This is a genomic window from Pseudomonas sp. B424 (genome assembly GCF_055408345.1).
Map to the genome: position 1 here is coordinate 382,546 of NZ_JBUZTL010000002.1, position 25,909 is coordinate 408,454.

Here is a 25,909-nt window from a genome sequence, read left to right on the forward strand (position 1 = left end):
GTGCGCCTTACGTGTATCAAGCTGGCCGGCTTCAAGTCTTTCGTCGATCCGACAACGGTTAGCTTTCCGAGCAACATGGCTGCGGTTGTGGGCCCGAACGGCTGTGGGAAGTCGAATATCATCGATGCCGTACGTTGGGTAATGGGCGAAAGTTCGGCCAAAAACCTGCGTGGCGAGTCGATGACGGACGTTATCTTCAATGGCTCGACCACCCGTAAACCGGTGAGCCAGGCCAGCATCGAACTGGTTTTTGACAACTCCGATGGCACGCTGCTGGGCGAGTACGCGGCTTACGCCGAGATCTCCATCCGGCGCAAAGTCACCCGTGACAGCCAGACCACCTATTACCTCAATGGCACCAAATGCCGTCGTCGTGACATCACCGACATCTTCCTCGGTACGGGCCTAGGGCCGCGCAGCTACTCGATTATCGAGCAGGGCATGATCTCCAAGTTGATCGAGTCCAAGCCCGAAGACTTGCGCAACTTTATCGAAGAAGCGGCCGGCATCTCCAAGTACAAGGAACGCCGGCGCGAGACGGAAAACCGGATTCGCCGCACCCACGAAAACCTCGCCCGCCTGACCGACTTGCGGGACGAACTGGGGCGTCAGCTTGAGCGCTTGCACCGTCAGGCCCAGGCCGCCGAGAAGTATCAGGAGTACAAGGCTGAAGAGCGTCAGCTCAAGGCCCAACTGTCGGCGTTGCGCTGGCAGGCCCTGAACGAACAGGTGGGTCAGCGCGAAGCAATCATTGGCAACCAGGAGGTCAGCTTCGAAGCCCTGGTGGCCGAGCAGCGCAATGCCGATGCCAGCATCGAGCGCCTGCGTGACGGGCACCATGATCTGTCAGAGCGCTTCAATCTGGTGCAAGGGCGCTTCTATTCGGTGGGGGGGGACATTGCCCGCGTCGAGCAAAGCATCCAGCACGGTCAGCAACGTTTGCGTCAATTGCAGGATGACCTGCGTGAGGCCGAGCGTTCACGCCTTGAAACCGAGTCGCACCTGGGGCACGACCGCACGATGCTCGCCACGCTAGGCGAAGAGCTGCTCATGCTTGAGCCCGAGCAGGAGCTGACGAGCGCTGCCGCCGAAGAAGCCGCGGCTGCGCTGGAAGTGTCCGAGCACACCATGCACGGCTGGCAGGAACAGTGGGACAGTTTCAACCAGCGCTCGGCCGAGCCGCAGCGTCAGTCCGAGGTCTTGCAAGCCCGTATCCAGCAGCTGGAAACCAGCATGGAACGCGTTGCCGAGCGTCAGCGCCGTCTGGCTGAAGAGCGCGCGTTGTTGGCGGCAGACCCGGAAGATGCGGCGATTCTGGAGCTGAGCGAGCAGTTGGCGACCAGCGAATTGACACAAGAAGAGCTGCAAGCCAGCGAAGAACAATTGGTCGAGCGACTGGAGCAGGTGCGGCATGACTTGCAGCAGGCGACCCAGAACCAGCAGCAGGCCCAAGGTGAGTTGCAGCGGCTTAACGGTCGCCTGGCCTCGCTTGAGGCCCTGCAGCAAGCTGCGCTCGACCCCGGCACCGGTGCGGGCGAGTGGCTGCGTGAGCAGCAGTTGGCCGAACAGCCACGTCTGGCCGAAGGGCTGCGGGTTGAGGCGGGCTGGGAGCTGGCGGTCGAGACCGTGCTGGGTGCGGACCTGCAGGCGGTGCTGGTTGATGATTTTTCCCGCCTGGATCTGGCCGGTTTTGCCCAGGGTGATTTGCGCCTGTTCAGTGCCGGGTCCCAGGCCGGTCGCCTGTCGGGCAGCCTGCTTGACAAGGTCGAGGCCGATTTCGATCTGGCGCCGTGGTTGGGGCAGGTCAAACCGGTGGAAACCCTTGAACAGGCGCTGGCCCTGCGCGGGCAGCTGGTCGACGGCCAAAGCCTGATCAGCCGTGATGGTTATTGGGTCGGTCGCAATTTCTTGCGTGTGCGCCGTGCCAGCGAGGCCGAAAGCGGCGTGCTGGCGCGGGGGCAGGAAATCCAGCGTCTGGGGCTTGAGCGCGAAGAGCGCGAAGCCACACTCGCGACCCTCGAAGAACAACTGCAGCGCTTGCGTGAGCAACAGCTCGTACAGGAAGACTCGCGGGAGCAGGTTCGCCGTCGCTTGCAAGACGAGGCGCGGCAGCAGGGCGAGATCAAGGCCAGGTTGTCTGCCAGCAAAGCCAAGCTCGAGCAGTTGACCTTGCGTCGTCGCCGTCTGGACGAAGAGCTGGCCGAGTTGGGCGAGCAGCGGGCGCTGGAGCATGAACAGGTGGGCGAAGCACGCCTGCTGTTGCAGGATGCGCTGGATGCCATGGCCACCGATACCGAACAGCGCGAGCTGTTACTGGCTCAGCGCGACAGCCTGCGCGAGCGTCTGGACCGGGTGCGCCAGGACGCGCGTCAGCACAAGGATCACGCACACCAGCTGGCCGTGCGCCTGGGTTCGCTTAAAGCGCAGCACGATTCGACGCGACAGGCGCTGGAGCGACTTGAGTTGCAGTCCGAGCGGCTGGCTGAAAAGCGGGAGCAGCTCAATCTCAATCTGGAAGAGGGCGAAGCCCCTCTCGAAGAGCTGCGCCTGAAGCTGGAAGAGTTGCTCGACAAGCGCTTGAGCGTTGATGAGGAACTCAAGATTGCCCAGACCGCACTTGAAGATGCCGACCGTGAATTGCGGGACGCCGAAAAGCGCCGCAATCAGGCCGAGCAGCAATCGCAGCTGATTCGTGGCCAGCTGGAGCAGCAGCGCATGGAGTGGCAAGCGCTGACCGTGCGCCGCACCACGTTGCAGGACCAGTTGCTGGCCGATGGCTATGACTTGCACGGGGTGCTTGCCACCTTGAACTCCGAGGTCAATGAGCAGCAAGCGGAAGAAGAGCTGGAGCGTATAGCTGCGCGTATACAACGCCTGGGTGCGATCAACCTCGCAGCCATCGATGAGTATCAGCAGCAATCCGAACGCAAGCGCTATCTGGATGCTCAGGACGCCGATCTGGTCGAGGCGCTCGATACGCTGGAAAACGTTATTCGCAAAATCGATAAAGAGACCCGGAGTCGCTTTAAAGACACCTTTGATCAGATAAATGCCGGATTACAGGCACTTTTCCCAAAAGTTTTCGGTGGAGGCAGCGCTTACTTGGAACTGACGGGCGAAGATTTACTCGATACAGGGGTAACTATCATGGCGCGCCCGCCAGGCAAGAAGAACAGCACCATTCATTTGCTGTCTGGTGGTGAGAAAGCGCTGACTGCCCTGGCACTGGTTTTTGCCATTTTCAAACTCAACCCGGCGCCGTTCTGCATGCTCGACGAAGTCGATGCACCGCTTGATGACGCAAACGTAGGCCGCTATGCACGCTTGGTAAAAGAGATGTCACAGACGGTGCAGTTCATCTACATCACCCACAACAAGATCGCCATGGAAATGGCTGATCAGTTAATGGGCGTGACGATGCATGAGCCCGGTTGCTCGCGTCTGGTTGCGGTTGATGTTGAGGAGGCAATGGCAATGGTCGATGCTTGAGCTATAAGCATGTAGGAGGAATTTTTTCTACTTGTAGGGGGAATCCTGAGTATTTGACGGGCATGACTTGCAAGTCGAAGGCTATATGGGCCTAGCTCAATGCGACAGACGGTGTAAAGTTATCTTTGGTCGTGTTAATTTAACGTCTAATTTTTTTGTACGTGGGTAAAACGCCATTCAGAACATAGAGTTGGCGCCACGTTTTAAAGGGCTTTAGGCTCTTCTTCATAGAATCATTTTTTAGGGGCACGGGATTACATGGAAATCGGTCTGCGCGAGTGGCTGATAGTCATCGGCATAGTGGTCATAGCCGGTATTCTTTTTGATGGCTGGCGCCGCATGCGCGGTGGCAAGGGCAAGCTCAAGTTTCGCCTTGATCGAAGCTTTTCCGGCGCCCCTGACGACGAGAGCAGTCCGGAGCTTCTGGGGCCTTCGCGGGTTCTGGATACGCCACACCATAAAGAGCCGCAGCTGGATGAGCACGACCTGCCATCCGTCAGCATGCCGGCCCGGGATAAAGGCGCCAAGCGCAGCAAGCGTAGCGGCGAGCCTAGCCAGGGTGACCTGAACCTCAACCTTGATCTGGATGACGGCCCGAGCATCAGCGCCCGCGATGATGATTTCGCGCCTGAAGCCAAGCCGCGCGGGCGTTCAGCCCCAAGCGTGGCGGCAGTCGAGGTCAAGGAGCCGCAACCGCAGCAGGCCGCTGAAGAAGTGCTGGTGATCAGCGTAATCAGCCGTGACCCTGCAGGGTTCAAGGGCCCGGCGCTGTTGCAGAACATCCTGGAAAGCGGTCTGCGTTTTGGCGAGATGGATATTTTCCACCGTCACGAAAGCATGGCCGGCAACGGTGAAGTTCTGTTCTCCATGGCCAACGCGGTAAAGCCGGGCGTGTTCGATCTGGATGATATTGACCTGTTCAGCACCCCGGCCGTCAGCTTCTTCCTGGGTTTGCCGGGGCCGCGTCATCCCAAGCAGGCTTTCGACGTCATGGTTGCCGCTGCACGCAAGCTGTCCCAGGAGCTCAACGGTGAGCTCAAGGATGACCAGCGCAGTGTGCTGACAGCCCAGACCATTGAACATTACCGTCAGCGCATCGTTGAATTCGAACGCCGCGCCCTGACTCAAAAACGCTGAACATGTGGGGGGCGGCTTGCCTGCTCCCGCGCACATGCAAAATGATTAACACAAGGAGCAGCCTCGGCTGCTCTTTTGCTTTGTGAGAGAACACCCCATGACCGCCGCAAATACCCGAATTCTAGAGCTGCGCGCTGAACTGGATCAGCATAACTACCGCTATCACGTACTCGACGAACCGAGCATTCCGGACGCCGAGTACGATCGCCTGTTTCACGAGTTGAAGGCGCTGGAAGCGGCGCACCCGGAGCTGGTGACTGCCGACTCGCCGACCCAGCGCGTGGGCAGCAAGGCGTTATCAGCCTTCACCCAGGTGCGTCACGAAGTGCCCATGCTGAGTCTGGGTAACGCGTTCGATGAGACTGATATGCGCGAGTTTGACCGTCGTGTCAGCGAAGGTCTGGATGTGCCCGCAGGTGATCTGTTTGGCGGCGGCGCCGAAGTGGAATACAGCTGTGAGCCCAAGCTTGACGGGCTGGCGGTCAGCTTGCTGTATCAGGACGGGAATCTGGTGCGCGGTGCGACCCGGGGTGATGGCACCACTGGTGAAGACATCAGTATCAACGTGCGCACCGTGCGCAATATCCCGCTCAAACTGCATGGCAGCGGCTGGCCCACCGTGCTGGAAGTGCGCGGGGAGGTCTTTATGTCCAAGGCCGGCTTTGAGCGCCTCAATGAGACTCAGCTCGCCGCTGGCGCCAAGACCTTCGCCAATCCGCGTAACGCGGCGGCCGGCAGCTTGCGCCAGCTGGACTCGAAAATTACCGCCAGCCGCCCGCTGGAATTTTGCTGCTACGGTCTGGGGCAGGTATCCGAGGAGTTCTCCGATACCCATATCGGCAACCTCAAGCAGTTGCAGCAATGGGGCATGCCTATCAGTCACGAGCTGAAACTGGCCAGGGGTATTGCCGAGTGTCTGGACTACTACCGTGACATTGGTGAGCGCCGAGCATCGTTGCCATATGAAATCGACGGCGTAGTGTTCAAGGTCAACAGCCTGGCTTCGCAACGCGAGCTGGGCTTTCGGGCCCGTGAGCCGCGTTGGGCCATTGCCCATAAATTCCCGGCGATGGAAGAGCTGACCGAACTGCTGGATGTGGAGTTCCAGGTCGGACGCACCGGTGCGGTGACGCCTGTGGCACGCCTCAAGCCGGTCAAGGTAGCCGGTGTGACAGTGTCCAATGCGACGCTGCATAACATGGACGAAGTGGCGCGACTGGGACTGATGATTGGCGATACGGTGATTATTCGCCGTGCCGGCGATGTGATTCCCCAGGTCGTACAGGTGGTGCTGGAGCGCCGCCCTGAAGATGCCCGTGCGGTGCAGATCCCTGAAAGCTGCCCGGTGTGCGGTTCCCATGTCGAGCGCACGCAACTGATCAAGCGCAGCAAGGGCCGCGAAACCATCAGCGAAGGTGCGGTGTATCGCTGCGTTGGGCGGCTGGCCTGTGGTGCACAGCTTAAACAGGCAATTATTCATTTTGTCTCGCGCCGGGCGATGGATATTGAAGGTCTGGGCGAGAAAAGCGTCGAGCAGTTGGTCGATGAAGGTCTGGTGAGCTCCCCGGCCGACCTCTACACCCTGGCCTTTGAGCAGATTGTCGATCTGGAAGGTTTTGCCGAGCTGTCGAGCAACAACCTGCTGCAGGCCATTGCCGATAGCAAGCGCCCGACCCTGGCGCGTTTCATCTATGCACTGGGCATTCCCGATGTGGGCGAAGAAACCGCCAAGGTGCTGGCGCGTTCATTGGCCTCCCTTGAGCGCGTTCAGCGTGCCTTGCCGCAAGTACTCACGTACTTGCCGGATGTTGGCCTGGAAGTGGCTCACGAGATTCACAGCTTCTTCAGCGATGCGCACAACCAGCAGGTGATCGCACAACTGCTCGAGCGCGGGCTCGAGTTGCAGGACCAGGGTGAACTGGGGGCCGAGTTCGCGGCCAGTACCACCTTGGGCGGGCTGATCGACAAACTGCAGATTCCCTCGGTCGGGCCGGGCGGTGCGCAGAAGCTGGCGGAAAAATTTGGCTCGCTGGAAGGTGTGATCAACGCAGACTGGCTCGATATGCGTCAGGCGTTGCCCGAGAAGCAGGCCAAGGCGGTGCGTGAATTTTTCGATAACTCTGAAAACGCCCGCATGGCGCTGGAAATCGAAGCGCAGCTGCGGGAGTTCGGCATGCACTGGCAGAGCGAGAAAAAGGCCGTAGCAGGCTTGCCGCTGGCTGGCCAGACCTGGGTGCTGACCGGTTCGCTGGAGTTGATGAGCCGCGACGTTGCCAAAGACAAGCTGGAGAGCCTGGGGGCCAAGGTTTCGGGTTCGGTCTCGGGTAAGACCCATTGCGTCGTGGCGGGCCCGGGTGCCGGCTCCAAGCTGGTCAAGGCCAATGAGCTGGGGCTCAAGGTTCTGGATGAAGAAGCTTTTGTGGCGTTTTTGAAAGAGCAGGGTATTTCAATCTAATAGCCTCTTGTGGGAGCGGGCTTGCTCGCGCTGCAGGCGCTGCGGTCTGTCAGGCAAACCGAGGCGATACCATCGCGAGCAAGCCCGCTTCCACTAAAAGTCGCACCTGATTCCAAGTGCTTGAGCCCATTCATTTTTTTATTCTTGCAGCAGCGGTTGTAAGTTTTTCTCAGACAGGTACAATGGCGCCGTTCGCTGCTAGGCGGATGTTGTTATGGTGACCCTATCGGTCCCCCCGCAACGATTACCCGTGAACCTGGTCAGATCCGGAAGGAAGCAGCCACAGCGGGAACATTGTGTGCCGGGGTGTGGCTGGTGGGGTTGCCTCCATTTTAAAAATCCTCAATTCTGCAGGGTTTTAGTCAAAATTCAAATCCGGTTACTTTCGACGTTCAAGCGAACTGTCGGCGTATCGTCGTGCGTGGGTTAAACCCTCATTGCAGCAGTGCCGAGCAGTTTAAAGTGCGCATCGGATGCAATTTTGGCCTTGCTCCGCTAGCATTAGCCCCTTCCGCTTTTCAGACGCGACGGTTATCAATGAGTTATCAGGTTCTTGCACGTAAATGGCGTCCGCGCTCGTTCCGCGAAATGGTCGGCCAGACCCATGTGCTCAAGGCTCTGATCAACGCCCTGGACAGTCAGCGCCTGCACCACGCCTACCTCTTTACCGGTACCCGTGGCGTCGGCAAGACCACCATCGCGCGGATCATCGCCAAATGCCTGAACTGTGAAACAGGTATCACCTCGACCCCGTGCGGTGAGTGTTCGGTTTGCCGCGAAATCGATGAGGGGCGCTTTGTCGACCTGATCGAAATCGACGCCGCCAGCCGCACCAAGGTCGAAGACACCCGTGAGCTGCTCGATAACGTGCAGTACGCGCCGAGCCGTGGACGCTTCAAGGTCTACCTGATCGACGAAGTGCACATGCTCTCCAGCCATTCGTTCAATGCGCTGCTCAAAACCCTTGAAGAGCCGCCGCCCTACGTCAAATTCATCCTGGCGACCACCGATCCGCAAAAACTGCCGGCGACGATTCTTTCCCGTTGCCTGCAGTTCTCGCTGAAAAACATGACGCCCGAGCGTGTGGTCGAGCATTTGACCCACGTGCTTGGCGCTGAAAACGTCCCGTTTGAAGATGATGCGTTGTGGCTGCTGGGCCGCGCAGCGGACGGCTCGATGCGTGATGCGATGAGCCTGACCGACCAGGCCATTGCGTTTGGTGAAGGCAAGGTGCTGGCGGCCGATGTCCGGGCAATGCTCGGCACGCTCGACCACGGTCAGGTCTTTGACCTGTTGCACGCGCTGATCGAGGGTGATGCGCGGGCTCTGCTTGAAGCTGTGCGCCATCTGGCCGAGCAAGGGCCGGACTGGAGCGGCGTACTTTCCGAAATTCTTAACGTATTTCATCGCGTTGCGATTGCCCAGGCACTGCCTGAAGGTGTCGACAACGGTCATGGCGACCGTGACCGGGTGTTGGCGCTGGCCAAGGCACTGCCCGCCGAAGATGTGCAGTTTTATTACCAGATGGGCCTGATTGGCCGGCGCGACCTGCCGCTGGCCCCGGACCCGCGAGGCGGCTTTGAGATGGTCTTGTTGCGGATGCTTGCCTTCCGCCCGGCGGACTCCGGTAATGCCCCGAGTCAGCCGCTAAAGCCAGTGGGGATCAGCCAGGCCACAGTTGATTCCGCCCGGACCGTGGCGGCTGTAACCCCTGTTGCGCCAATAGCTGCTGCGCCTGTTGTGGCGCCGGCGCCAGTGGTAGAGGCGCCCAAGCCAGAACCTGTGGCCGCACCTGCTCCTGTAGTCGCGCCCAAGGCACCTGCCGTGCCGGAAAAGGACTTGCCCTGGAACGAGCCGTCAGTGCCGGTGATCGAAGCCGAGGCTGCGCCTGAGCCGATGCTGGACACCGTGGGCGAGCCGTCCGAGTTGCCACCAATGCCTCTGCCGACGCCTGACAGCGTCGTGCCGGATGCACCCGAGTGGACCGCCGCACCCATACCCGAGCCGACCCCTGAACAAGTGGATGCAGCGCTTTCAGGTATCGACCGCGACGACGAGCCGCCGCTGGATGAAGATTACATTGAGCCGGATATGGACTCGGCGGCGTACAGCTACCTCGACGAGCTGGCCAGTGAGCATGCGGCCGAGCCTGCGCCGGAACCCGAGCCGCTGCCTGCTGCAATGCCGGCGACCGGGCTGGCACTTGAATGGCTGAACATGTTCCCCAAATTACCGGTATCGGGCATGACCGCCAGCATTGGCGCCAACTGCACCCTGATTGCCGTTGACGGTGATGACTGGCTGTTGCACCTGGATCCGGCCCACAGCGCACTGTTTAACCTGACCCAGCAGCGCCGGCTCAACGATGCACTGAACCAGTACACTCAGCGCACACTCAAAGTAACTATCGAGCTGGTCAAGCCGGAGCAGGAAACCCCGGCCCAGGCGGCTTCACGCTTTCGTGCAGAGCGTCAGCGCCTGGCTGAAGAGTCGATCTATGCCGATCCGCTGATCCGGCAAATGGTCGAGCAGTTTGGCGCGGCAGTCCGTGAGGATACGATTCAACCTGTAGACGTTGCCGAGACTCAGGCTCAGTAACGCCAGGATAGAAACTTACAACCCGGGGCCGTTTTGATCCCGGGTGCATTGTCCAAATAACGTTTGAGGTGATTCCCATGATGAAAGGTGGCATGGCCGGCCTGATGAAGCAGGCGCAGCAGATGCAGGAAAAAATGGCCAAGATGCAGGAAGAACTGGCCAATGCAGAAGTGACCGGCAAGGCCGGTGGCGACATGGTGACTGTAGTCATGACCGGTCGTCACGACATCAAGCGTGTAAGCATTGATCCGGCCCTGCTTGAAGGTGTCAGCGAAGACGACCGTGAAGTGCTGGAAGATCTGTTTGCCGCTGCCGTCAACGACGCCGTGCGCAAGGTCGAAGCCAACAGCCAGGACAAAATGTCTGGTGTGACTGCCGGCATGCAACTGCCGCCGGGCATGAAGCTGCCGTTCTAAGGCGCTTGAAGAATGCCAGGCCTCGCGCCTGGCATTTTTTTGCCTGTTTTACGGGCATTTGACGCTGGCCCACACCGCGGGTATAAACCGCGTCTCGTTGTTTTGTCGGACCTTTCCCTATGAGCTTTAGCCCCCTGATTCGCCAACTGATCGATGCCTTGCGCACTTTGCCGGGTGTGGGTCAAAAGACCGCGCAGCGCATGGCCCTGCAATTGCTTGAACGTGACCGCAGTGGCGGCTCGCGCCTGGCGCTGGCGTTGACTCAGGCGATGGAGGGCGTGGGGCATTGCCGGCTGTGCAGAACCCTGACGGAGGACGATTTGTGCCCGCAGTGTGCCGATATGCGCCGTGACGACACCTTGTTGTGCGTGGTCGAGGGGCCGATGGATGTGTATGCCGTTGAGCAGACCGGCTATCGCGGTCGTTACTTTGTGCTCAAGGGGCACTTGTCGCCGCTCGATGGCCTGGGGCCCGAGGCGATTGGGATTCCGCAGTTGATGACACGCATTGCGGAGCAGGGCACCTTCGCCGAAGTGATCCTGGCCACCAACCCCACAGTCGAAGGCGAAGCCACTGCGCATTACATTGCCCAGCTGCTGAGCAACAAGGGCCTGATCGCCTCGCGCATCGCCCACGGCGTGCCGCTGGGTGGCGAGCTGGAACTGGTGGATGGCGGTACATTGGCCCATTCGTTCTCGGGGCGTCGGCCGATTACGCTCTGACAACGACTGCGGGTGCTGGTCTGACCCATGTAGGAGCGGGCTTGCTCGCGATGGCATCAACGCGGTTCAACTGAAAACCGTAGCGTCTGAATCGCGAGCAAGCCCGCTCCCACAAGTGATGTTCAGGTATTACTCGGTTAACGAAAATTCGGTCAGGCAGAATGTAGGTACACCCAAGTCCTGCAGGCGCTGCGAGCCGCCCAGCTCAGGGAGGTCGATAATCGCAGCCGCTTCAAACACCTGCGCCCCCATGCGCCGCACCAGGTTGGCTGCCGCGATCAGCGTGCCGCCTGTAGCGATCAGGTCATCCACGATCAGCAACGAGTCGCCTTCGCACAGGCTGTCGGCGTGAACCTCCAGAAACGCTTCGCCATATTCCGTCTGATAGCCTTCGGCCAATACGTCAGCGGGCAATTTGCCTTGTTTGCGAAACAGGATCAGCGGCTTGTTGAGTTGATGGGCAAGTACCGAACCGATCAGAAATCCACGGGCATCCATGGCGCCGATGTGGCTGAAGTCAGCCTCGACGTAGCGCTCGATAAAGCGGTCGGCGATCACCCGCATGGCGCGGGGCGATTGGTACAGTGGTGTGATATCGCGAAAGATGACTCCCGGCTTGGGGAAATCAACTACCGGGCGGATCAGGGATTTGAGGCAAAAGTCGTCGAAGACCATATCGGGTGTCCTGGCGTGCGTTAAGCGCGCCAGTATAACCCGTCAAGCTGTCTTAGACTTCCAGGGAACCGCCCGCCAGGGCACACAGCTTGATCGGGTCAAGGATATGCACTTCCTTGCCTTCGGCCGTGATCAGCTGGTTTTCCTGCAGGCGGGTGAACACGCGGGAGACGGTCTCTACGGCCAGGCCCAGGTAATTGCCGATTTCGTTGCGCGACATGCTCAGGCGGTACTGATTGGCCGAGAAGCCGCGGGCACGAAAGCGCGCTGACAGGTTGACCAGGAAGGTCGCAATGCGCTCGTCCGCAGTCTTTTTCGACAGCAACAACATCATTTGCTGGTCGTCACGAATTTCCCGGCTCATCACACGCATGAGCTGGCGACGCAGCTGCGGCAATTGCACGGAGAGTTCGTCAAGACGCTCGAAAGGGATTTCGCACACTGGCGTGGTCTCCAGTGCTTGAGCCGACACCGGATAGGTTTCAGTGTCCATGCCGGAAAGGCCGACCAGCTCGCTTGGCAGGTGGAAACCGGTAATTTGCTCTTCACCGCTGTCACTCAGGCTGAACGTTTTCAGTGCGCCGGAGCGCACGGCATACACCGAGCCGAAAGTATCGCCCTGGCGGAACAGGAACTCGCCTTTTTTCAGGGGGCGGCCACGCTTGACGATTTCCTCAAGCGCGTCCATGTCTTCCAGGTTCAACGAAAGTGGCAAGCAAAGAGGGGCCAGGCTGCAATCCTTGCAATGTGCCTGGTTATGAGCGCGCACTTTTACTGGCTCGGGCATTTCTTAAATCCTTGTAGGAAAACACACATAAGATGCAAGGGTAACTCAGCGCAGGGGGGGGAGGCCAGTCGCACCATGCTGGAGCACTCATGTCATGTGTGGCCGACCGGGCCCGAGCCCGGTCAAACGTCTTAGATCACCCGCGAAAAGCGTTGGCGGCCTTGCTGCTCCAGATAGGCATCGAACACCATGCACACCGAACGCACCAGTAGTCGCCCGGCGGGCAGTACGGTCAATTGCTGGTCGTCCAGGGCTATCAGCCCGTCTGCAGCCATGGTTTTGAGCATCGGCCACTGCGCCGCGAAATAGCCCCGGAAGTCGATATTGAAGGCATGTTCGATGCGGGCGAAGGGCAGGTGCAAATTGCAAATGATCTGCTGAATGACTTCGCGCCGTATCCGGTCGTCCTGATTGCACAGCAGGCCACGCTTGGTGGCGAGCTGGCCGCTGGCGAGGGTGTGCTGGTAATGCGCGATATCACTGTCGTTCTGGCAGTACAGGTCGCCAATCTGGCTGATGGCCGATACGCCAAGCCCGATCAGGTCGCAATGACCGTGGGTGGTGTAGCCCTGGAAGTTGCGCTGCAGGGTGGACTCTTCCTGGGCAATCGCCAGTTCGTCGTCCGGCAATGCAAAGTGATCCATGCCGATGTAGCGGTACCCGGCGCCAGTCAGTTGCTCGATGGTACGTTCCAGCATCTGCAGCTTCATGGCGGGCGAGGGCAGGTCGCTGCTGTTGATCCGGCGCTGGGGCATGAAGCGTTCGGGCAAGTGGGCGTAGTTGAACACTGACAGGCGATCGGGCTGCAAGCTGATCACTTCATCAACGGTTCGCGCAAAGGCTTCGGGGGTTTGCTTGGGCAGGCCGTAGATCAGGTCGATATTGATCGAACGGAACTGCAGGGTGCGCGCCGCGTCGATCACCGCCCGGGTTTCCTCCAGGCTTTGCAGGCGGTTGACCGCTCGCTGTACGTCCGGATCGAGGTCTTGCAGACCGATACTGACGCGGTTGAAACCCAGTTCGCGTAACAGGCCCATGGTTGACCAGTCGGCCTCCCGCGGGTCGATTTCGATGCCGTAGTCACCCGAGTCGTCGTCCAGCAGATTGAAGTGCTGGCGCAATTTGGCCATCAGCTGGCGCAATTCGTCGTGGCTGAGAAAAGTCGGCGTGCCGCCCCCGAAGTGCAACTGCTCGACCTTTTGTCTGGGGTCGAGGTGGCAGGCAATCATCCGGATTTCGTGTTCCAGTTTTTGCAGGTAGGGCTGGGCCCGGCCACGGTCTTTGGTGATGACCTTGTTACAGGCGCAGTAGTAGCAAATGTTCGCGCAGAACGGCACGTGCACATACAGCGACAACGGGCGCTGCGCCTTGCGGCTTTCGCGCAGTGCGTGCAGGAGGTCGAACGGGCTGACCTGATCGTTGAACTGCAGCGCCGTCGGGTATGAGGTGTAACGCGGGCCGGCCAGGTCGTAGCGGTGAATCAAATCTGGGTCCCAACGAATGGCGTCGAGCATGCGGGCATTCCCCTGGGATGACTGACAATGCGTTGGAGTCTAGGGGCTGCGGATTTTTGACACCTTGATGTGCGTCAACGGCTGTGATTGCGGTTATTCCCTGCCACAGGCTGCGACAAGGGCCGCAGGGCCTTCAAAAACCAGGCCTGTTCGCAGTCCATTGCAGCCTGCGGCAGCGGCTACAAAGTATTTAAATCAGTGCCCCATCAACCAATGCTGATGCGGGCCGGGCAGGGTCCAGATGCCGAAGACAATCACCAGCAACCCGCCTGCCATGCGCACGCTGCGTTTGCGCAGCAGCGCCGTCACGCGTTCGGCCGCCAGGCCGGTAGCGAGCAGCACGGGCCAGGTGCCAAGGCCAAACGCGAGCATCAAAAGTGCACTGTCGATGGCGCTGCCCTGGCTGGCGGACCAGATCAGTGTGCTGTAGACGAGGCCGCAGGGCAGCCAGCCCCAGAGCGCGCCCAGCAGCAGGGCGCGGGGCAGGCTCGACACCGGCAGCAGGCGGGTGGCCACGGGCTGTATGTGCCGCCACAGGCCGCGGCCCAGGCCTTCGATGCGGGTCAGGCCGCTCCACCAGCCGGCCAGGTACAGGCCCATGCAAATCAGCAACAGCCCGGCCAGAATGCGCATGTACATCGCTGCCGGGCTGTTGGCCACCGCCCATCCGGCCAGGCCCAGCAGTAATCCCGCCGTGGCATAGCTAAGAATTCTTCCCAGGTTGTAGGCCAATAGCAGCCTGAAGCGTCGGCTGCGTTGCTCTTTGGGGATGGCCAGGGTCAGCGCACCCATCAGGCCACCGCACATGCCCAGGCAATGCCCGCCTCCGAGCAGGCCCAAAATGACGGCCGATACCAGCAGCGGTGCCAGCTCAAGCATGGGGAGGCGCTTTTTTGTCGGTGTCTGCGGGTGACTCCGGGTGCAGGTTTTTCGCTTCTTCGACGGCGGCGGTGTGCTGCGGGTCCTGGTCGTCGAACAGGATGCTGTGGGCCGGGCTGTCGAGGTCGTCGTACTGGCCGCTGTCTACCGCCCAGAAGAAGATGTAGATGGCGATGGCGACAATCAGCAGGGCCGCAGGGATCATGACGTAGAGGGCTGGCATAGGGGCTCCGGGCGACCGCTTCAGGCCGCAGGCGTGCGCGAGTGTGACGTGGCTGGAGTATGCGCCTGGCCGGGCATGCGAGTCAGGCGCAAGGCATTGAGCACCACGGTCAGCGAGCTGATCGACATGCCGATGGCGGCCCAGATGGGGGTGATCCAGCCCAGGGCAGCAAAGGGAAGCATAAGGCCATTGTACAGGCCGGCCCACAGCAGGTTCTCGATGATCACCCGGCGTGTGCGGCGCGCCAGGGTAAAAGCCTGAACCAGGGCGTCCAGGCGATTGGACAGCAGTACCGCGTCGGCGCTGGTTTTGGCCAGGTCCGTGGCCGAGCCCATCGCCACGCTGATATCGGCGGCGGCGAGCACCGGGACATCATTGACCCCGTCACCCAGCATCAGCACCTTGCGGCCCCGGGCGTGCAGTTGCTGCAGGACTTGCAGCTTGTCATCCGGGCGCAACCCGCCCTGTGCTTCATCGATACCCAGCTCGGCAGCCACGCTGGCGACCATCGGCGAGCTGTCCCCGGAGAGCAGCAGCGTATGCCAGCCGCGCGCCTTGCACGCAGCCAGCAGCGCGGGGGCGTCGTCACGCAGGCGGTCATCGAGGACGAACCAGGCCAGTACGCCGAGGGTATCGCCCAGCAACAGCCATTGGCCGGGTTCATCCGGCATGTCCGGGACCTGGCAGTGGCTCAGTTCGCAAACAAACCCGGGCTGGCCAATACGCAAACGCTGTTCGCCGACCAGTCCTTCAAGGCCCAGGCCCGGCGTGCTGTGGACTTCCTCGGCGGCTTGCGGGGCACGGCCAAAGGCGCGGGCAATGGGGTGTTCGGAACGGTTTTCCAGGGCGGCCGCGAGGCCCAGGCACTGGTCGGCGTCAAGATCGCGCAAGGGGCGAATGGCACGTAATGTCAGGCGCCCCTCGGTCAAGGTGCCGGTTTTGTCGAAAATCACCGTGTCGATCTGGTTCAGGCCCTCGATCACGTGGCCGCGAGTCAGCAGCAAGCCCAGCTTGTGCAAGGTGCCGGTGGCCGCGGTGAGTGCTGTGGGGGTGGCCAGGGACAACGCACAAGGACACGTGGCCACCAGCATCGCCAGCACAATCCAGAAGGCCCGTGACGGATCAAGCTGCCACCACAACAGGCCGATACCGGCCGCGGCGATCAATGAAAACAGCAGGAACCATTGCGCGGCAGTGTCGGCAATTTCGGCCAGGCGCGGCTTTTCGCTTTGGGCGCGATCCAGCAAGCGCACGATGGCGGACAGGCGCGTGTCCTGGCCCAGTGCCGTGACTTCGATGGTCAGTGCGCCTTCGACGTTCAGGGTGCCTGCCGTGACTGCATCGCCGATGCGGCGTGGCTGCGGCAGGTATTCGCCGGTCAGCAGGGACTCGTCGACGCTTGACTGGCCATCAAGGATCTTGCCGTCTGCCGGAAGAATCGCGCCGGGGTGTACCAGCACGTGGTCGCCGACTTTCAGTTCGGTCAGCAGGATGCGTTCGCTCTGGCCGTCGCCGCTCAAGCGCAGGCAGGAGGCGGGCAGCAGATTGACCAGCTGCGCGGTGGCGGCAGCGGTGCGCTCGCGGGCGCGGCGTTCGAGGTAACGCCCCGTGAGCAAGAACAGGGCGAACATGCCGACAGCATCGAAATACAATTCGCCGATGCCGGTGATGGCGGTCCAGATCCCGGCAATATAGGCGCCGCCGATGGCCAGTGACACTGACACATCCATGGTCAGGTGGCGGGTACGCAGATCGCGCATGGCGCCTTTGAAAAAGGGTGCGCAGCTGTAGAACACGATGGGCGTGGTCAAGAACAGCGCGACCCAGCGCAGGATGGTGTGCATCTCGGGGCTGAGGTCGATGTTGAATTCGGGCCAGGTGGCCATGGTTGCCATCATTGCCTGAAACCACAGCAGCCCGGCGACACCCAACTGACGCAGAGCCAGGCGGTTTTCGCTGGCCAGTTGTTCTGTGGCGCGGTCGGCCTGGTAAGGGTGCGCGGCATAACCGATATGTCGCAGTTCGCTCAGGACTTTACTGAGGGGCAACTGGCTGTCGGCCCAGCGCACGTGCAGGCGATGGTTGGACAGGTTGAGCCGCGCCTCGCTCACGGCGGGCAGGCTGCGCAGGTGTTTTTCAATCAGCCAGCCACAGGCGGCGCAGCTGATGCCTTCGACCAGCAGCGTGGCTTCGGCCTGTTCGCCTTCATGCCGGACAAAGGGTTTTTGCACATCGGCGCGGTCATACAGCGCCAGTTCTTCCACCAGTTGCACGGGCAGCGCCTGGGGGTTGGCAGAAGGTTCGCTGCGGTGCTGGTAGTAGCTTTCGAGGCCGCCGGCCACGATGGCTTCGGCCACTGCCTGGCAGCCGGGGCAGCAGAACTCGCGAACTTCGCCCAGAACAACGGCGGTAAAGCGACTGCCAGACGGGACGGGCAGGGCGCAGTGATAGCAGGGAACGGGAGATGTCATGGCGGTCTATCGCGGTTTTGTGTCGCAGGGAAGAACGTCATTGCGGGCAAGCCCGCTCCTGCAGTGGCAGGAACCGGCTTGCCCGCAACGGGATTACTTCTTGTGGTGGTCTTCTGCGCCCTGGATCGGCTCGTCGCCCAGCAACAGGTCCTGGTCATGGCCGACCACTTCTTCCTCAAACAGACGCCAGGTTTTGCCGTCTTCTACGCCCAGCAATTCGACAAAGCGGCGACCTTCGATCTTGTCGTCCAGCTGGCCGATGTAGCGCCCAGGCTCTGACGCGCTCTGGCTAAGGCTGATCTTGCGGTCTTTTTCAGGCTGGGTCGGAGAGATCAGGTTCAGCTCCAGCACCTGCGGCTTGCTGTTGCCCTCAAGCAGCAGCACGACTTCACCGGTCATTTCGTCCAGGCGCAGCTTGGCTTTCAGTTGCAGGGTCTGGCCCAGCAGTTCACGGTCCAGTGCACGGTTGATGCCTTTGCCTGCCTCGTAGTAATTGTCGTTTACCAGGTTGTCCGGGTTGTTCACGGCAATGGTGACCATTGACAGGGTCAAGGTTACCGAACAGGCGAGGATGGCGATGATGATCCAGGGCCAAAGATGCTTGTACCAGGGGCTGGAGGCATTTGCTGCGGGCATGGCGAGTTCTCTTATCTGATTTGTGGGCCGATGAATCGGCTCTTGGCTTTAACAGTGACGTCGTTGTTATCGGCGTCCTTGAGGATAAAGAACACCTCGTTGGTGCTTGACGGTAGCTTCTCGGGCGCAATCGACAACTCGACCGGCAGGCTGACGATATCGCCGGCCGCGACCTTGATTTCGCGTCTGCCTTGCAGCTTGAGGTCAGGCAGGCCAGTGGCATCCAGCACGTAGGTGTGGTCTTGCTGATCCTTGTTCATGATCTTCAGGCTGTAGACGTTTTCGATCCGGCCTTCAGCGTTTTCGCGGTAGAGCACGCGGTCCTTGCTGACATCGAAGCCCACCAGTGTGCGGGTGAAAAATGCGGCGGCCAGCAGCCCCATCATGGTCAGCAATACCAGCGCGTAACCAATCAGGCGCGGGCGCAACTTATGGGTTTTCTGGCCCGAGAGGTTGTGCTCGGTGGTGTAGCTGATCAGGCCGCGGGGGTAGTTCATCTTGTCCATGATGCTGTCGCAGGCGTCGATGCACGCGGCGCAACCGATGCACTCGATCTGCAGTCCGTCACGGATATCGATCCCGGTCGGGCACACCTGCACGCACATGGTGCAGTCAATGCAGTCGCCCAGGCCCAGGGCCTTGTAGTCAGCCTCTTTTTTGCGCGGGCCACGGACTTCGCCGCGACGGGGATCGTAGGAAACGATCAGGGTGTCTTTATCGAACATCACGCTCTGGAAGCGAGCATACGGGCACATGTAAATGCACACCTGCTCGCGCAGCCAACCTGCGTTGCCGTAGGTGGCGAGGGTGAAAAAGCCGACCCAGAAATACGCCCAGCCATCGGCCTGACCGGTAAAGAAGTCGAACACCAGTTCGCGAATCGGCGAGAAGTAACCGACAAAGGTCATGCCCGTCACAAATCCGATCAGCAGCCACATCGTGTGCTTGCTGAGCTTGCGCAGGAACTTGTTGGCACTCATTGGCGCCTTGTCGAGCTTGATGCGCTGGTTGCGGTCGCCTTCAGTAACCTTTTCGCACCACATGAACACCCAGGTCCAGACACTTTGCGGGCAGGTATAGCCGCACCACACGCGCCCGGCGTACACGGTAATGAAGAACAGGCCGAAGGCTGCGACGATCAGCAGGCCGGACAGCAGGATGAAATCCTGTGGCCAGAAAGTGGCGCCAAAAATAAAGAATTTACGCTCGGGAAGGTTCCACCAGACGGCTTGATGGCCACCCCAGTTGAGCCACACCGTACCGAAATACAGCAGGAACAGGATGGCTCCGCCACCGATGCGCAGGTTGCGGAAAAGGCCGGTGAAGGCACGGGTGTAGATTTTTTCCCGGGCCGCGTACAAATCGACGCTTTCAGTGGGTTTTTTGGCAGGTGGCGTGACGTCGTGTACAGGAATCTGATTGCTCATTAGTGCGTCCCACGGCAGTGGAAAGTGCCTCGGTCAGTACATGCCGACCGCGGTCAGAAGGTGTAGCAGTGGCGTAATGATACGCCTGTGACTCTAGCTCAAGGGTGCGACCTTTGGTCGCGTTCCGAAAAAGAATGAGTTGGTATAGGAGTTGTAACAAGTCGTGACATGGATCAATTGACTTAACCCGTCGACTGAGTTGCGCAATGCTCTGAATCAAGGCTCCCAAGGGTTGAGCAATGGGGCGTTGCTGAAGGCGAAGTCCTTGGTATTTCGGGTGACGACGGTCAGGCCGTGCACCAGTGCCGTAGCTGCGATCAGGGCATCGCATTCATTGCTGCGGTCAGGGACGTGCAGGCGGGCACAGCGCCTGGCAACGGTCCCGTCAATCGATAGCACGCGCCCGGCAAAGGCCGGTACCACATGGGCTTCGAGCCAGTTGCGCAGCGGTGCGGCTTGCGTCGGGTCGCGACGTTCCAGGCGCAGGATGCCGGTTTCGATTTCAAGCAGGGTAATGGCCGAGATATACAGTTTGTAAGCGGGGACACTGCGGGCCCAGGCTACCACTGCAGGGTCGGCCTGGGCTTTGCGCAGTTCAGAAACCACGTTGGTATCGAGCAGGAACATTAGAAATCCACTGGGCGCGGCGTGATGACTGCGCGTTCGGGTTCAAATTCAACCGGCGTTGTTTCGGGTATCACCAGCAGGTCGACAATGCTGGTGTCCAGGCCGGTCAGCCGTTGGTACTCCTCCATGCATAGCAGTACATGGGCGGGGCGGCCACGGTCGGTGATGTAAACCGGCCCCTGACGGGATGCTTTTTTGGCACCGCTTGTGTCCTGATTGAACTCACGGCTTGAAATGGTGGTGATGGTCATGGGGTTGGGCCTCCCAAAGAACGGATGTAGTAACGTTACTACTTTACTGTGCAAGGGTGCAAACCAAAAACGCCAGAAACAAAAAAGGCCCCGTCAACGTTCGTTGGCGGGGCCGTTTTTTGTAGCGTTTACCCGACTGCGTTACTCGGCTGCCTTGGCGTCATCGCCGTGGGACAGGCTGTAAACGTAGGCGGCCAGCAAGTGAACCTTGTCATTCCCTTGCATGCCAGCCTGTGCAGGCATCTGGCCCTGACGGCCGTAACGGATGGTCTGCTGCAGTTGAGCGAAGCTCGAACCGTAGATGAATGCCCCCGGGTGGGTCAGGTCAGGTGCGCCCATCAGCGGGTTGCCCTTGCCTTCAGGCCCGTGGCAAACCGAACAGTTGGTGGCGAAGATTTCCTTGCCTTTGGCAGGGTCGGCCTTCGCGCCTTCCGGCAGTTTGCGGCCATCAAGGTTGGTCAGCACGTAGGCAGCTACGTCGCTGACGCCTTGCTCGCCAATCACTTCAGACCAGCCCGGCATGACAGCGTGACGACCATCCATGATGGTGGTCTTGATGTCTGCCGGCGCACCGCCCCAGCGCCAGTCGGCGTCGGTCAGGTTCGGGAAGCCATATGCGCCCTTGGCGTCGGAACCGTGGCACACGGAACAGTTGGACGCGAACAGACGGCCACCCATTTTCAGTGCTTGCGGATCCTTGGCGACTTCTTCAATGGGCATGGCTGCGAATTTGGCGAAGATCGGACCAAACTTGGCGTCCGACTTGGCCATTTCCTTTTCCCACTCGTGAACGCCGGTCCAGCCTGACTGGCCATTGGCGAATGGAGTTTGTTCTTTGGTGTCCAGGTACTGGTAGCCCGGCAGCAGGCCTTTCCAGTTACCCAGGCCCGGGTACAGAACGAGGTAACCAAGGGCAAAAATGACGGTGCCGATAAACAGCATGAACCACCATTTCGGCATCGGGTTGTCGTACTCTTCGATCCCATCGAAAGCGTGCCCGACTTTCTCGTCGGTCTGCTCGCTGCGCTGGCCCTTGCGGGTGGCCAGCAGCAACCAGGTCAAGGCGAAGATGGTACCCAGAGTGAGGACTGTGACGTACAGACTCCAGAATGTAGTCATTCTTTGTTACTCCTAGAAGCTTGCTCTTGCTCGACGTGCTTGATGGCTTCGGGATCATCCTTGAACGGCAACAAGGTAGCGTCGTCAAACTCAGACTTGCGTCGCGGGCTGAACACCCACAAAGCCAAACCGATAAAAGCCACCATCACGACGACGGTGCCCAGGCCTCGAATCATCCCGATATCCATCTAGATCACCGTTTGCTTTTGATGATGGTGCCCAAGCCCTGGAGGTAAGCCACCAGTGCGTCCATTTCGGTTTTGCCCTTTACAGCATCCTTGGCGCCGGCGATGTCTTCGTCGGTGTAAGGGACGCCGAGCGTGCGCAAGACTTCCATTTTTTTCGCCGTATCCTTGCCGTCGAGCTTGCGCTCCACAAGGAAGGGATACGCCGGCATGATCGACTCGGGCACGACGTTGCGCGGGTTGTACAAATGCGCACGCTGCCAGTCATCGGAGTAGCGGCCGCCTACACGGGCCAGGTCCGGACCGGTACGCTTGGAGCCCCACAGGAACGGGTGGTCCCAGACGCTTTCACCGGCTACCGAGTAGTGACCGTAGCGTTCGGTTTCGGCGCGGAACGGACGGATCATCTGCGAGTGGCAACCGACACAGCCGTTGGCGATGTAGATGTCGCGGCCTTCAAGTTCCAGCGCGCTACGCGGCTTCATGCCCTCAACCGGGGTGTTGGTCACGTCCTGGAAGAACAGCGGAACGATTTGGGTCAGGCCGCCAATACTGACAGCGATGACCATGAAGAAGGCCATCAGGCCAATATTCTTCTCGATTGTTTCGTGCTTCATCAGTGGGCTCCAACTACAGAGATCTTGGTCGCCGCTTCAGCTTCTACCGGGTTCGAGGCACGTACGGTGCGGAACACGTTGTAAGCCATGAACAGCATGCCGCTGGCGAAAATGGCACCGCCGATGGCGCGAACGATAAAGCCCGGGTGGCTGGCTTGCAGCGCTTCCACGAACGAGTAGGTCAGGGTGCCGTCGTCGTTGATTGCACGCCACATCAGGCCCTGGGTGATGCCGTTGACCCACATCGAAGCGATGTAAAGCACGGTACCGATAGTCGCCAGCCAGAAGTGCGTATTGATCAGGCTGGTGCTGTACATCTGCTTCTGACCGTAGATTTTCGGGATCATGTGGTACATGGCGCCGATCGAGATCATCGCCACCCAACCCAGTGCACCGGCGTGTACGTGGCCGATGGTCCAGTCGGTGTAGTGCGACAGCGAGTTGACGGTCTTGATTGCCATCATCGGGCCTTCGAAGGTCGACATGCCGTAGAAGGCCAGGGACACAACGAGGAATCGCAGGATCGGGTCGGTGCGCAGCTTATGCCAGGCGCCCGAGAGGGTCATCATGCCGTTGATCATGCCGCCCCAGCTTGGAGCCAGCAGGATGATCGACATCGCCATGCCCAGGGACTGGGCCCAGTCCGGCAGAGCGGTGTAGTGCAAGTGGTGGGGACCGGCCCAGATGTACAGGGTGATCAGCGCCCAGAAGTGCACGATGGACAGGCGATACGAGTAGATCGGACGCTCGGCTTGCTTGGGCACGAAGTAGTACATCATGCCCAGGAAGCCTGTAGTCAGGAAGAAACCTACAGCGTTGTGACCGTACCACCACTGGATCATGGCGTCAGTCGCACCGGCGTATGCCGAGTAGGACTTGAAGAAGCTCACCGGCAGGGACGCGTGGTTGACGATGTGCAGCATTGCCGTCACGACAATGAACGCACCGTAGAACCAGTTACCCACATAGATGTGCTTGGTTTTGCGCTTGGTAATGGTGCCGAAGAACACAATACCGTAGGTCACCCAGACAATGGCCAGCAGGATAGCCAATGGCCATTCCAGCTCTGCGTATTCTTTGGTCGTGGTGTAACCCAGCGGCAACGTGATGATCGCGCCGATGATGACCGCCTGCCAGCCCCAGAAGGTAAACGAGGCAAGGGCATCGGAGATCAGGCGCGTCTGGCAGGTGCGCTGCACGACGTAATAGGAGGTACCGAACAATGCACAGCCACCGAAGGCAAAGATCACAAGGTTGGTATGCAAGGGGCGCAGACGGCCGAAGGTCGTCCATTCGAGGCCAAGGTTCAATTCAGGCCACACAAGCTGTGACGCGATGAAAACCCCGAGCCCCATGCCAAGGATCCCCCAGACCACCGTCATGATGGCGAACTGGCGGACTACCTTATAGTTATAAGCAGTCGGACTGATTGCTGTGCTCATTCTAAGGTTCCACGGTTTAGGTGTTTTATTAGGATAAAAATCGGTCGCAAGTATGTATAAAGCGTAGGGTTATTGCAACGAAGCATGACCCCGGTCAATGCTTTCCAAGGCTGATTCTGCGGCCTTTCCATGCGCAGAGTAAGGTCAAAGTGACCTCGCCAAAAATGCCGGATGGAGGGCAAAACCAAAGGGGGTGAGGCGGGCGGATTCTGGTGGGGGTAGGGCGTGGCAAGAGCATGGCGAAGATCGCGATGGACGATAGCCGGTGTAAACCCACTAGTGTGGCCCGTAACAGTGCCCTTCAACTTACCGATTATTTTCACTTGACGTGAAGCCGGGGGAGTCCCGAACACGCAAGCTAAGAGCTTAGCCCTGAATGGCGGGAGAGCAATGGCGGGCTAAAAAGAGGTGCGACACTTGGTCGCGCTTTGAGGCGGGAACTGCCGCACCAAAATGATGCGGCAGGAAATGTCTGGTAATTATTGGGCTGTTTTTTCCTCTTGATTACCATGTGACAAGCTGAACACGTATGCCGCCAGCAGTTGCACCTTATCGTTGCCCAGCAACTCGTTTTGCGCAGGCATGTGGCCCTGACGGCCGTGGCGAATGGTTTGCTGCAATTGCGCCAGGCTGGTGCCGTAGATAAAGCCCGCAGGTTGCGTCAGATCCGGCGCGCCCATCATTGGCATGCCTTTACCGTTAGCCCCGTGGCACGCCACGCAAGTGGTATCAAAAGCCTGCTTGCCTGCAGCCAGGTCCACCGCACTGTCCTGCGGCAATGGCAGGCCGGCCAGGTCGTGCCGCACGTAGGCAGCGACGTTTTTGACCCCTGCTTCACCCAGTACTTCACCCCAGGCCGGCATGGCCGCGATGCGCCCGCCCATGATGGTGGCCTTGATGGTGTCGGCATCGCCGCCCCAGCGCCAGGTGTTGTCGGCCAGGTTAGGGAAACCGAAAGCACCCTTGGCATCCGAACCGTGGCACACCGAACAGTTGGAGGCGAACAGGCGGCCACCCATTTTCAGTGCGGCCGGGTCCTGTGCCACTTGCTCCACGGGCATGGAGGCATATTTGGCGTAAATCGGCCCGAACTTGGCATCTGCCTTGTCCATTTCCTTTTGCCATTCGTTAACGCCAGTCCAGCCATCCTCATAGCCGGGCAGCAGGCCTTTCCAGTTGCCCAGGCCCGGGTAAAGGATCAGGTAACCCACGGCAAACACCAGGGTGCCCACGAACAACATGAACCACCATTGCGGCAGCGGGTTGTCGTACTCCTCGATGCCATCGAAGCTATGGCCCATGGTCTGGACGGTATCGCTTTTGGTTTCACCCTTGCGCGTACTGACCAGCAGCCAGGTCAGGCCGACCAGCGTGCCTATGGTCAGCACGCATATATAGAGACTCCAGAAGGTGGTCATGCTTTGTTACTCCTAGACGCTTGTTCTTGCTCGACGTGTTGAATCGCCTCTGGATCGTCCTTGAATGGCAGTAAGGTTGCGTCTTCAAATTCTGACTTGCGCCGCGGGCTGAACACCCACAGCGCCAGGCCGATAAACGCCACGGCCACCACCACGGTGCCAAGGCCGCGAATCATTCCACTACTCATCTCGAAGACCATGACTTACCTCTTGCTCTTGATGGCAGTGCCGAGCACTTGCAGGTAGGCCACCAGCGCGTCCATCTCGGTTTTGCCCTGCACGGACTGCTTGGCATTGGCGATGTCTTCGTCGGTGTAGGGCACGCCCAGGGTGCGCATCACTTCGAGTTTCTTCTGGGTGTGGCTGTTATCTACCGGGTTCGCCACCAGCCATGGGTAGGCTGGCATTTTCGACTCGGGCACGACGTTGCGCGGGTTGTACAAGTGGGCGCGGTGCCAGTCATCCGAGTAGCGACCGCCGACGCGGGCCAGGTCCGGTCCGGTGCGTTTGGAGCCCCACAGGAACGGGTGGTCCCACACGCTTTCACCGGCCACCGAGTAGTGGCCATAGCGCTCGGTTTCTGCACGGAACGGACGGATCATCTGCGAGTGACACTGCACGCAGCCTTCGCGAATGTAGATGTCGCGACCTTCCAGTTGCAGTGCGGTGTAAGGCTTCATGCCTTCAACCGGCGTGTTGGTCACGTCTTCAAAGAACAGCGGGACGATTTGCGTCAGGCCGCCGACACTCACGCACAGAATCATCAGCAACAGCATCAGGCCGATATTTTTTTCAACGACTTCGTGTTTCATTGCCAACTC

Annotated in this window: 23 protein-coding genes and 1 other RNA gene; 7 read left to right on the top strand and 17 right to left on the bottom strand. The window is 59.9% G+C overall.

What is annotated here, in order from left to right; genetic code table 11:
* The 7 genes from smc (at position 1) to recR (ending at position 10,817) form a co-directional block, all read left to right on the top strand.
* Positions 1–3,489 carry a chromosome segregation protein SMC gene (gene smc / locus ACZRMS_RS04045; RefSeq protein WP_463994230.1) on the top strand — a complete coding sequence of 1,163 codons (3,489 nt, stop codon included), beginning with the start codon at positions 1–3 and terminating at the stop codon, positions 3,487–3,489.
* A 258-nt stretch (positions 3,490–3,747) separates the two neighbouring features.
* Positions 3,748–4,626, top strand: a complete 879-nt coding sequence (gene zipA / locus ACZRMS_RS04050; protein ID WP_463994231.1) for a cell division protein ZipA — start codon at positions 3,748–3,750, stop codon at positions 4,624–4,626.
* Between the two features lie 97 nt (positions 4,627–4,723).
* Complete coding sequence (gene ligA, locus ACZRMS_RS04055; RefSeq protein WP_463994232.1) at positions 4,724–7,081, top strand: NAD-dependent DNA ligase LigA; 2,358 nt, start codon at positions 4,724–4,726, stop codon at positions 7,079–7,081.
* A gap of 224 nt (positions 7,082–7,305) precedes the next feature.
* Positions 7,306–7,402: signal recognition particle sRNA small type (ffs, locus tag ACZRMS_RS04060), an RNA gene on the top strand.
* Positions 7,403–7,618: 216 nt separating this feature from the next.
* On the top strand, positions 7,619–9,679 hold the full coding sequence (gene dnaX, locus ACZRMS_RS04065; RefSeq protein ID WP_463994233.1) for a DNA polymerase III subunit gamma/tau: 2,061 nt from the start codon (positions 7,619–7,621) through the stop codon (positions 9,677–9,679).
* Positions 9,680–9,756: 77 nt separating this feature from the next.
* Positions 9,757–10,095, top strand: a complete 339-nt coding sequence (locus tag ACZRMS_RS04070; protein WP_321836769.1) for a YbaB/EbfC family nucleoid-associated protein — start codon at positions 9,757–9,759, stop codon at positions 10,093–10,095.
* Between the two features lie 119 nt (positions 10,096–10,214).
* Entirely contained in the window at positions 10,215–10,817 is a 603-nt protein-coding gene (gene recR, locus ACZRMS_RS04075; RefSeq protein ID WP_048358491.1) for a recombination mediator RecR, read from the top strand.
* Between the two features lie 129 nt (positions 10,818–10,946).
* Here the strand turns inward: recR and ACZRMS_RS04080 are convergent, their stop codons facing one another.
* From ACZRMS_RS04080 to ccoO (ACZRMS_RS04160), 17 genes are all read right to left on the bottom strand, one after another.
* A complete protein-coding gene (locus ACZRMS_RS04080; RefSeq protein ID WP_463994234.1) occupies positions 10,947–11,492 on the bottom strand; it encodes an adenine phosphoribosyltransferase in 546 nt (181 codons plus the stop codon).
* A 52-nt stretch (positions 11,493–11,544) separates the two neighbouring features.
* The gene (gene fnr / locus ACZRMS_RS04085; RefSeq protein WP_463994235.1) at positions 11,545–12,279 is read right to left on the bottom strand and encodes a fumarate/nitrate reduction transcriptional regulator Fnr; all 735 of its coding nucleotides are present in this window, start codon (positions 12,277–12,279) and stop codon (positions 11,545–11,547) included.
* Between the two features lie 131 nt (positions 12,280–12,410).
* Positions 12,411–13,793, bottom strand: a complete 1,383-nt coding sequence (gene hemN / locus ACZRMS_RS04090; protein ID WP_463994236.1) for an oxygen-independent coproporphyrinogen III oxidase — start codon at positions 13,791–13,793, stop codon at positions 12,411–12,413.
* 195 nt (positions 13,794–13,988) lie between these two features.
* On the bottom strand, positions 13,989–14,672 hold the full coding sequence (locus ACZRMS_RS04095; RefSeq protein WP_463994237.1) for a sulfite exporter TauE/SafE family protein: 684 nt from the start codon (positions 14,670–14,672) through the stop codon (positions 13,989–13,991).
* A complete protein-coding gene (gene ccoS, locus ACZRMS_RS04100) occupies positions 14,665–14,895 on the bottom strand; it encodes a cbb3-type cytochrome oxidase assembly protein CcoS (RefSeq protein WP_463994238.1) in 231 nt (76 codons plus the stop codon). Before ccoS ends, ACZRMS_RS04095 begins: the two co-directional genes overlap by 8 nt.
* Positions 14,896–14,915: 20 nt before the next feature.
* On the bottom strand, positions 14,916–17,366 hold the full coding sequence (locus ACZRMS_RS04105; RefSeq protein ID WP_463994239.1) for a heavy metal translocating P-type ATPase: 2,451 nt from the start codon (positions 17,364–17,366) through the stop codon (positions 14,916–14,918).
* Positions 17,367–17,459: 93 nt separating this feature from the next.
* A complete protein-coding gene (locus ACZRMS_RS04110) occupies positions 17,460–18,002 on the bottom strand; it encodes a FixH family protein (protein ID WP_463994240.1) in 543 nt (180 codons plus the stop codon).
* An 11-nt stretch (positions 18,003–18,013) separates the two neighbouring features.
* Complete coding sequence (ccoG, locus tag ACZRMS_RS04115) at positions 18,014–19,429, bottom strand: cytochrome c oxidase accessory protein CcoG (RefSeq protein ID WP_463994241.1); 1,416 nt, start codon at positions 19,427–19,429, stop codon at positions 18,014–18,016.
* Positions 19,430–19,645: 216 nt separating this feature from the next.
* Positions 19,646–20,056, bottom strand: coding sequence for a PIN domain-containing protein (locus ACZRMS_RS04120; protein WP_463994242.1), 411 nt, complete (start codon positions 20,054–20,056; stop codon positions 19,646–19,648).
* The gene (locus ACZRMS_RS04125; protein ID WP_463994243.1) at positions 20,056–20,307 is read right to left on the bottom strand and encodes a type II toxin-antitoxin system Phd/YefM family antitoxin; all 252 of its coding nucleotides are present in this window, start codon (positions 20,305–20,307) and stop codon (positions 20,056–20,058) included. Before ACZRMS_RS04125 ends, ACZRMS_RS04120 begins: the two co-directional genes overlap by 1 nt.
* Positions 20,308–20,448: 141 nt before the next feature.
* Positions 20,449–21,426 carry a cytochrome-c oxidase, cbb3-type subunit III gene (ccoP, locus tag ACZRMS_RS04130; protein ID WP_463994244.1) on the bottom strand — a complete coding sequence of 326 codons (978 nt, stop codon included), beginning with the start codon at positions 21,424–21,426 and terminating at the stop codon, positions 20,449–20,451.
* Positions 21,423–21,614 (bottom strand): CcoQ/FixQ family Cbb3-type cytochrome c oxidase assembly chaperone, encoded by a 192-nt coding sequence (locus tag ACZRMS_RS04135; RefSeq protein ID WP_003447209.1) that lies wholly within the window; start codon positions 21,612–21,614, stop codon positions 21,423–21,425. Before ACZRMS_RS04135 ends, ccoP (ACZRMS_RS04130) begins: the two co-directional genes overlap by 4 nt.
* A 5-nt stretch (positions 21,615–21,619) precedes the next feature.
* A complete protein-coding gene (gene ccoO, locus ACZRMS_RS04140; RefSeq protein ID WP_029611341.1) occupies positions 21,620–22,228 on the bottom strand; it encodes a cytochrome-c oxidase, cbb3-type subunit II in 609 nt (202 codons plus the stop codon).
* Positions 22,228–23,670 carry a cytochrome-c oxidase, cbb3-type subunit I gene (gene ccoN, locus ACZRMS_RS04145; RefSeq protein ID WP_463994245.1) on the bottom strand — a complete coding sequence of 481 codons (1,443 nt, stop codon included), beginning with the start codon at positions 23,668–23,670 and terminating at the stop codon, positions 22,228–22,230. Before ccoN ends, ccoO (ACZRMS_RS04140) begins: the two co-directional genes overlap by 1 nt.
* A 479-nt stretch (positions 23,671–24,149) precedes the next feature.
* On the bottom strand, positions 24,150–25,088 hold the full coding sequence (gene ccoP / locus ACZRMS_RS04150) for a cytochrome-c oxidase, cbb3-type subunit III (protein WP_463994246.1): 939 nt from the start codon (positions 25,086–25,088) through the stop codon (positions 24,150–24,152).
* The gene (locus ACZRMS_RS04155) at positions 25,085–25,276 is read right to left on the bottom strand and encodes a cbb3-type cytochrome oxidase subunit 3 (RefSeq protein ID WP_019826673.1); all 192 of its coding nucleotides are present in this window, start codon (positions 25,274–25,276) and stop codon (positions 25,085–25,087) included. The genes ccoP (ACZRMS_RS04150) and ACZRMS_RS04155 overlap by 4 nt, the downstream gene beginning before the upstream one ends.
* Positions 25,277–25,291: 15 nt before the next feature.
* Positions 25,292–25,900 (bottom strand): cytochrome-c oxidase, cbb3-type subunit II, encoded by a 609-nt coding sequence (gene ccoO / locus ACZRMS_RS04160; RefSeq protein WP_463994247.1) that lies wholly within the window; start codon positions 25,898–25,900, stop codon positions 25,292–25,294.
* Between the last annotated feature and the right edge of the window lie 9 nt (positions 25,901–25,909).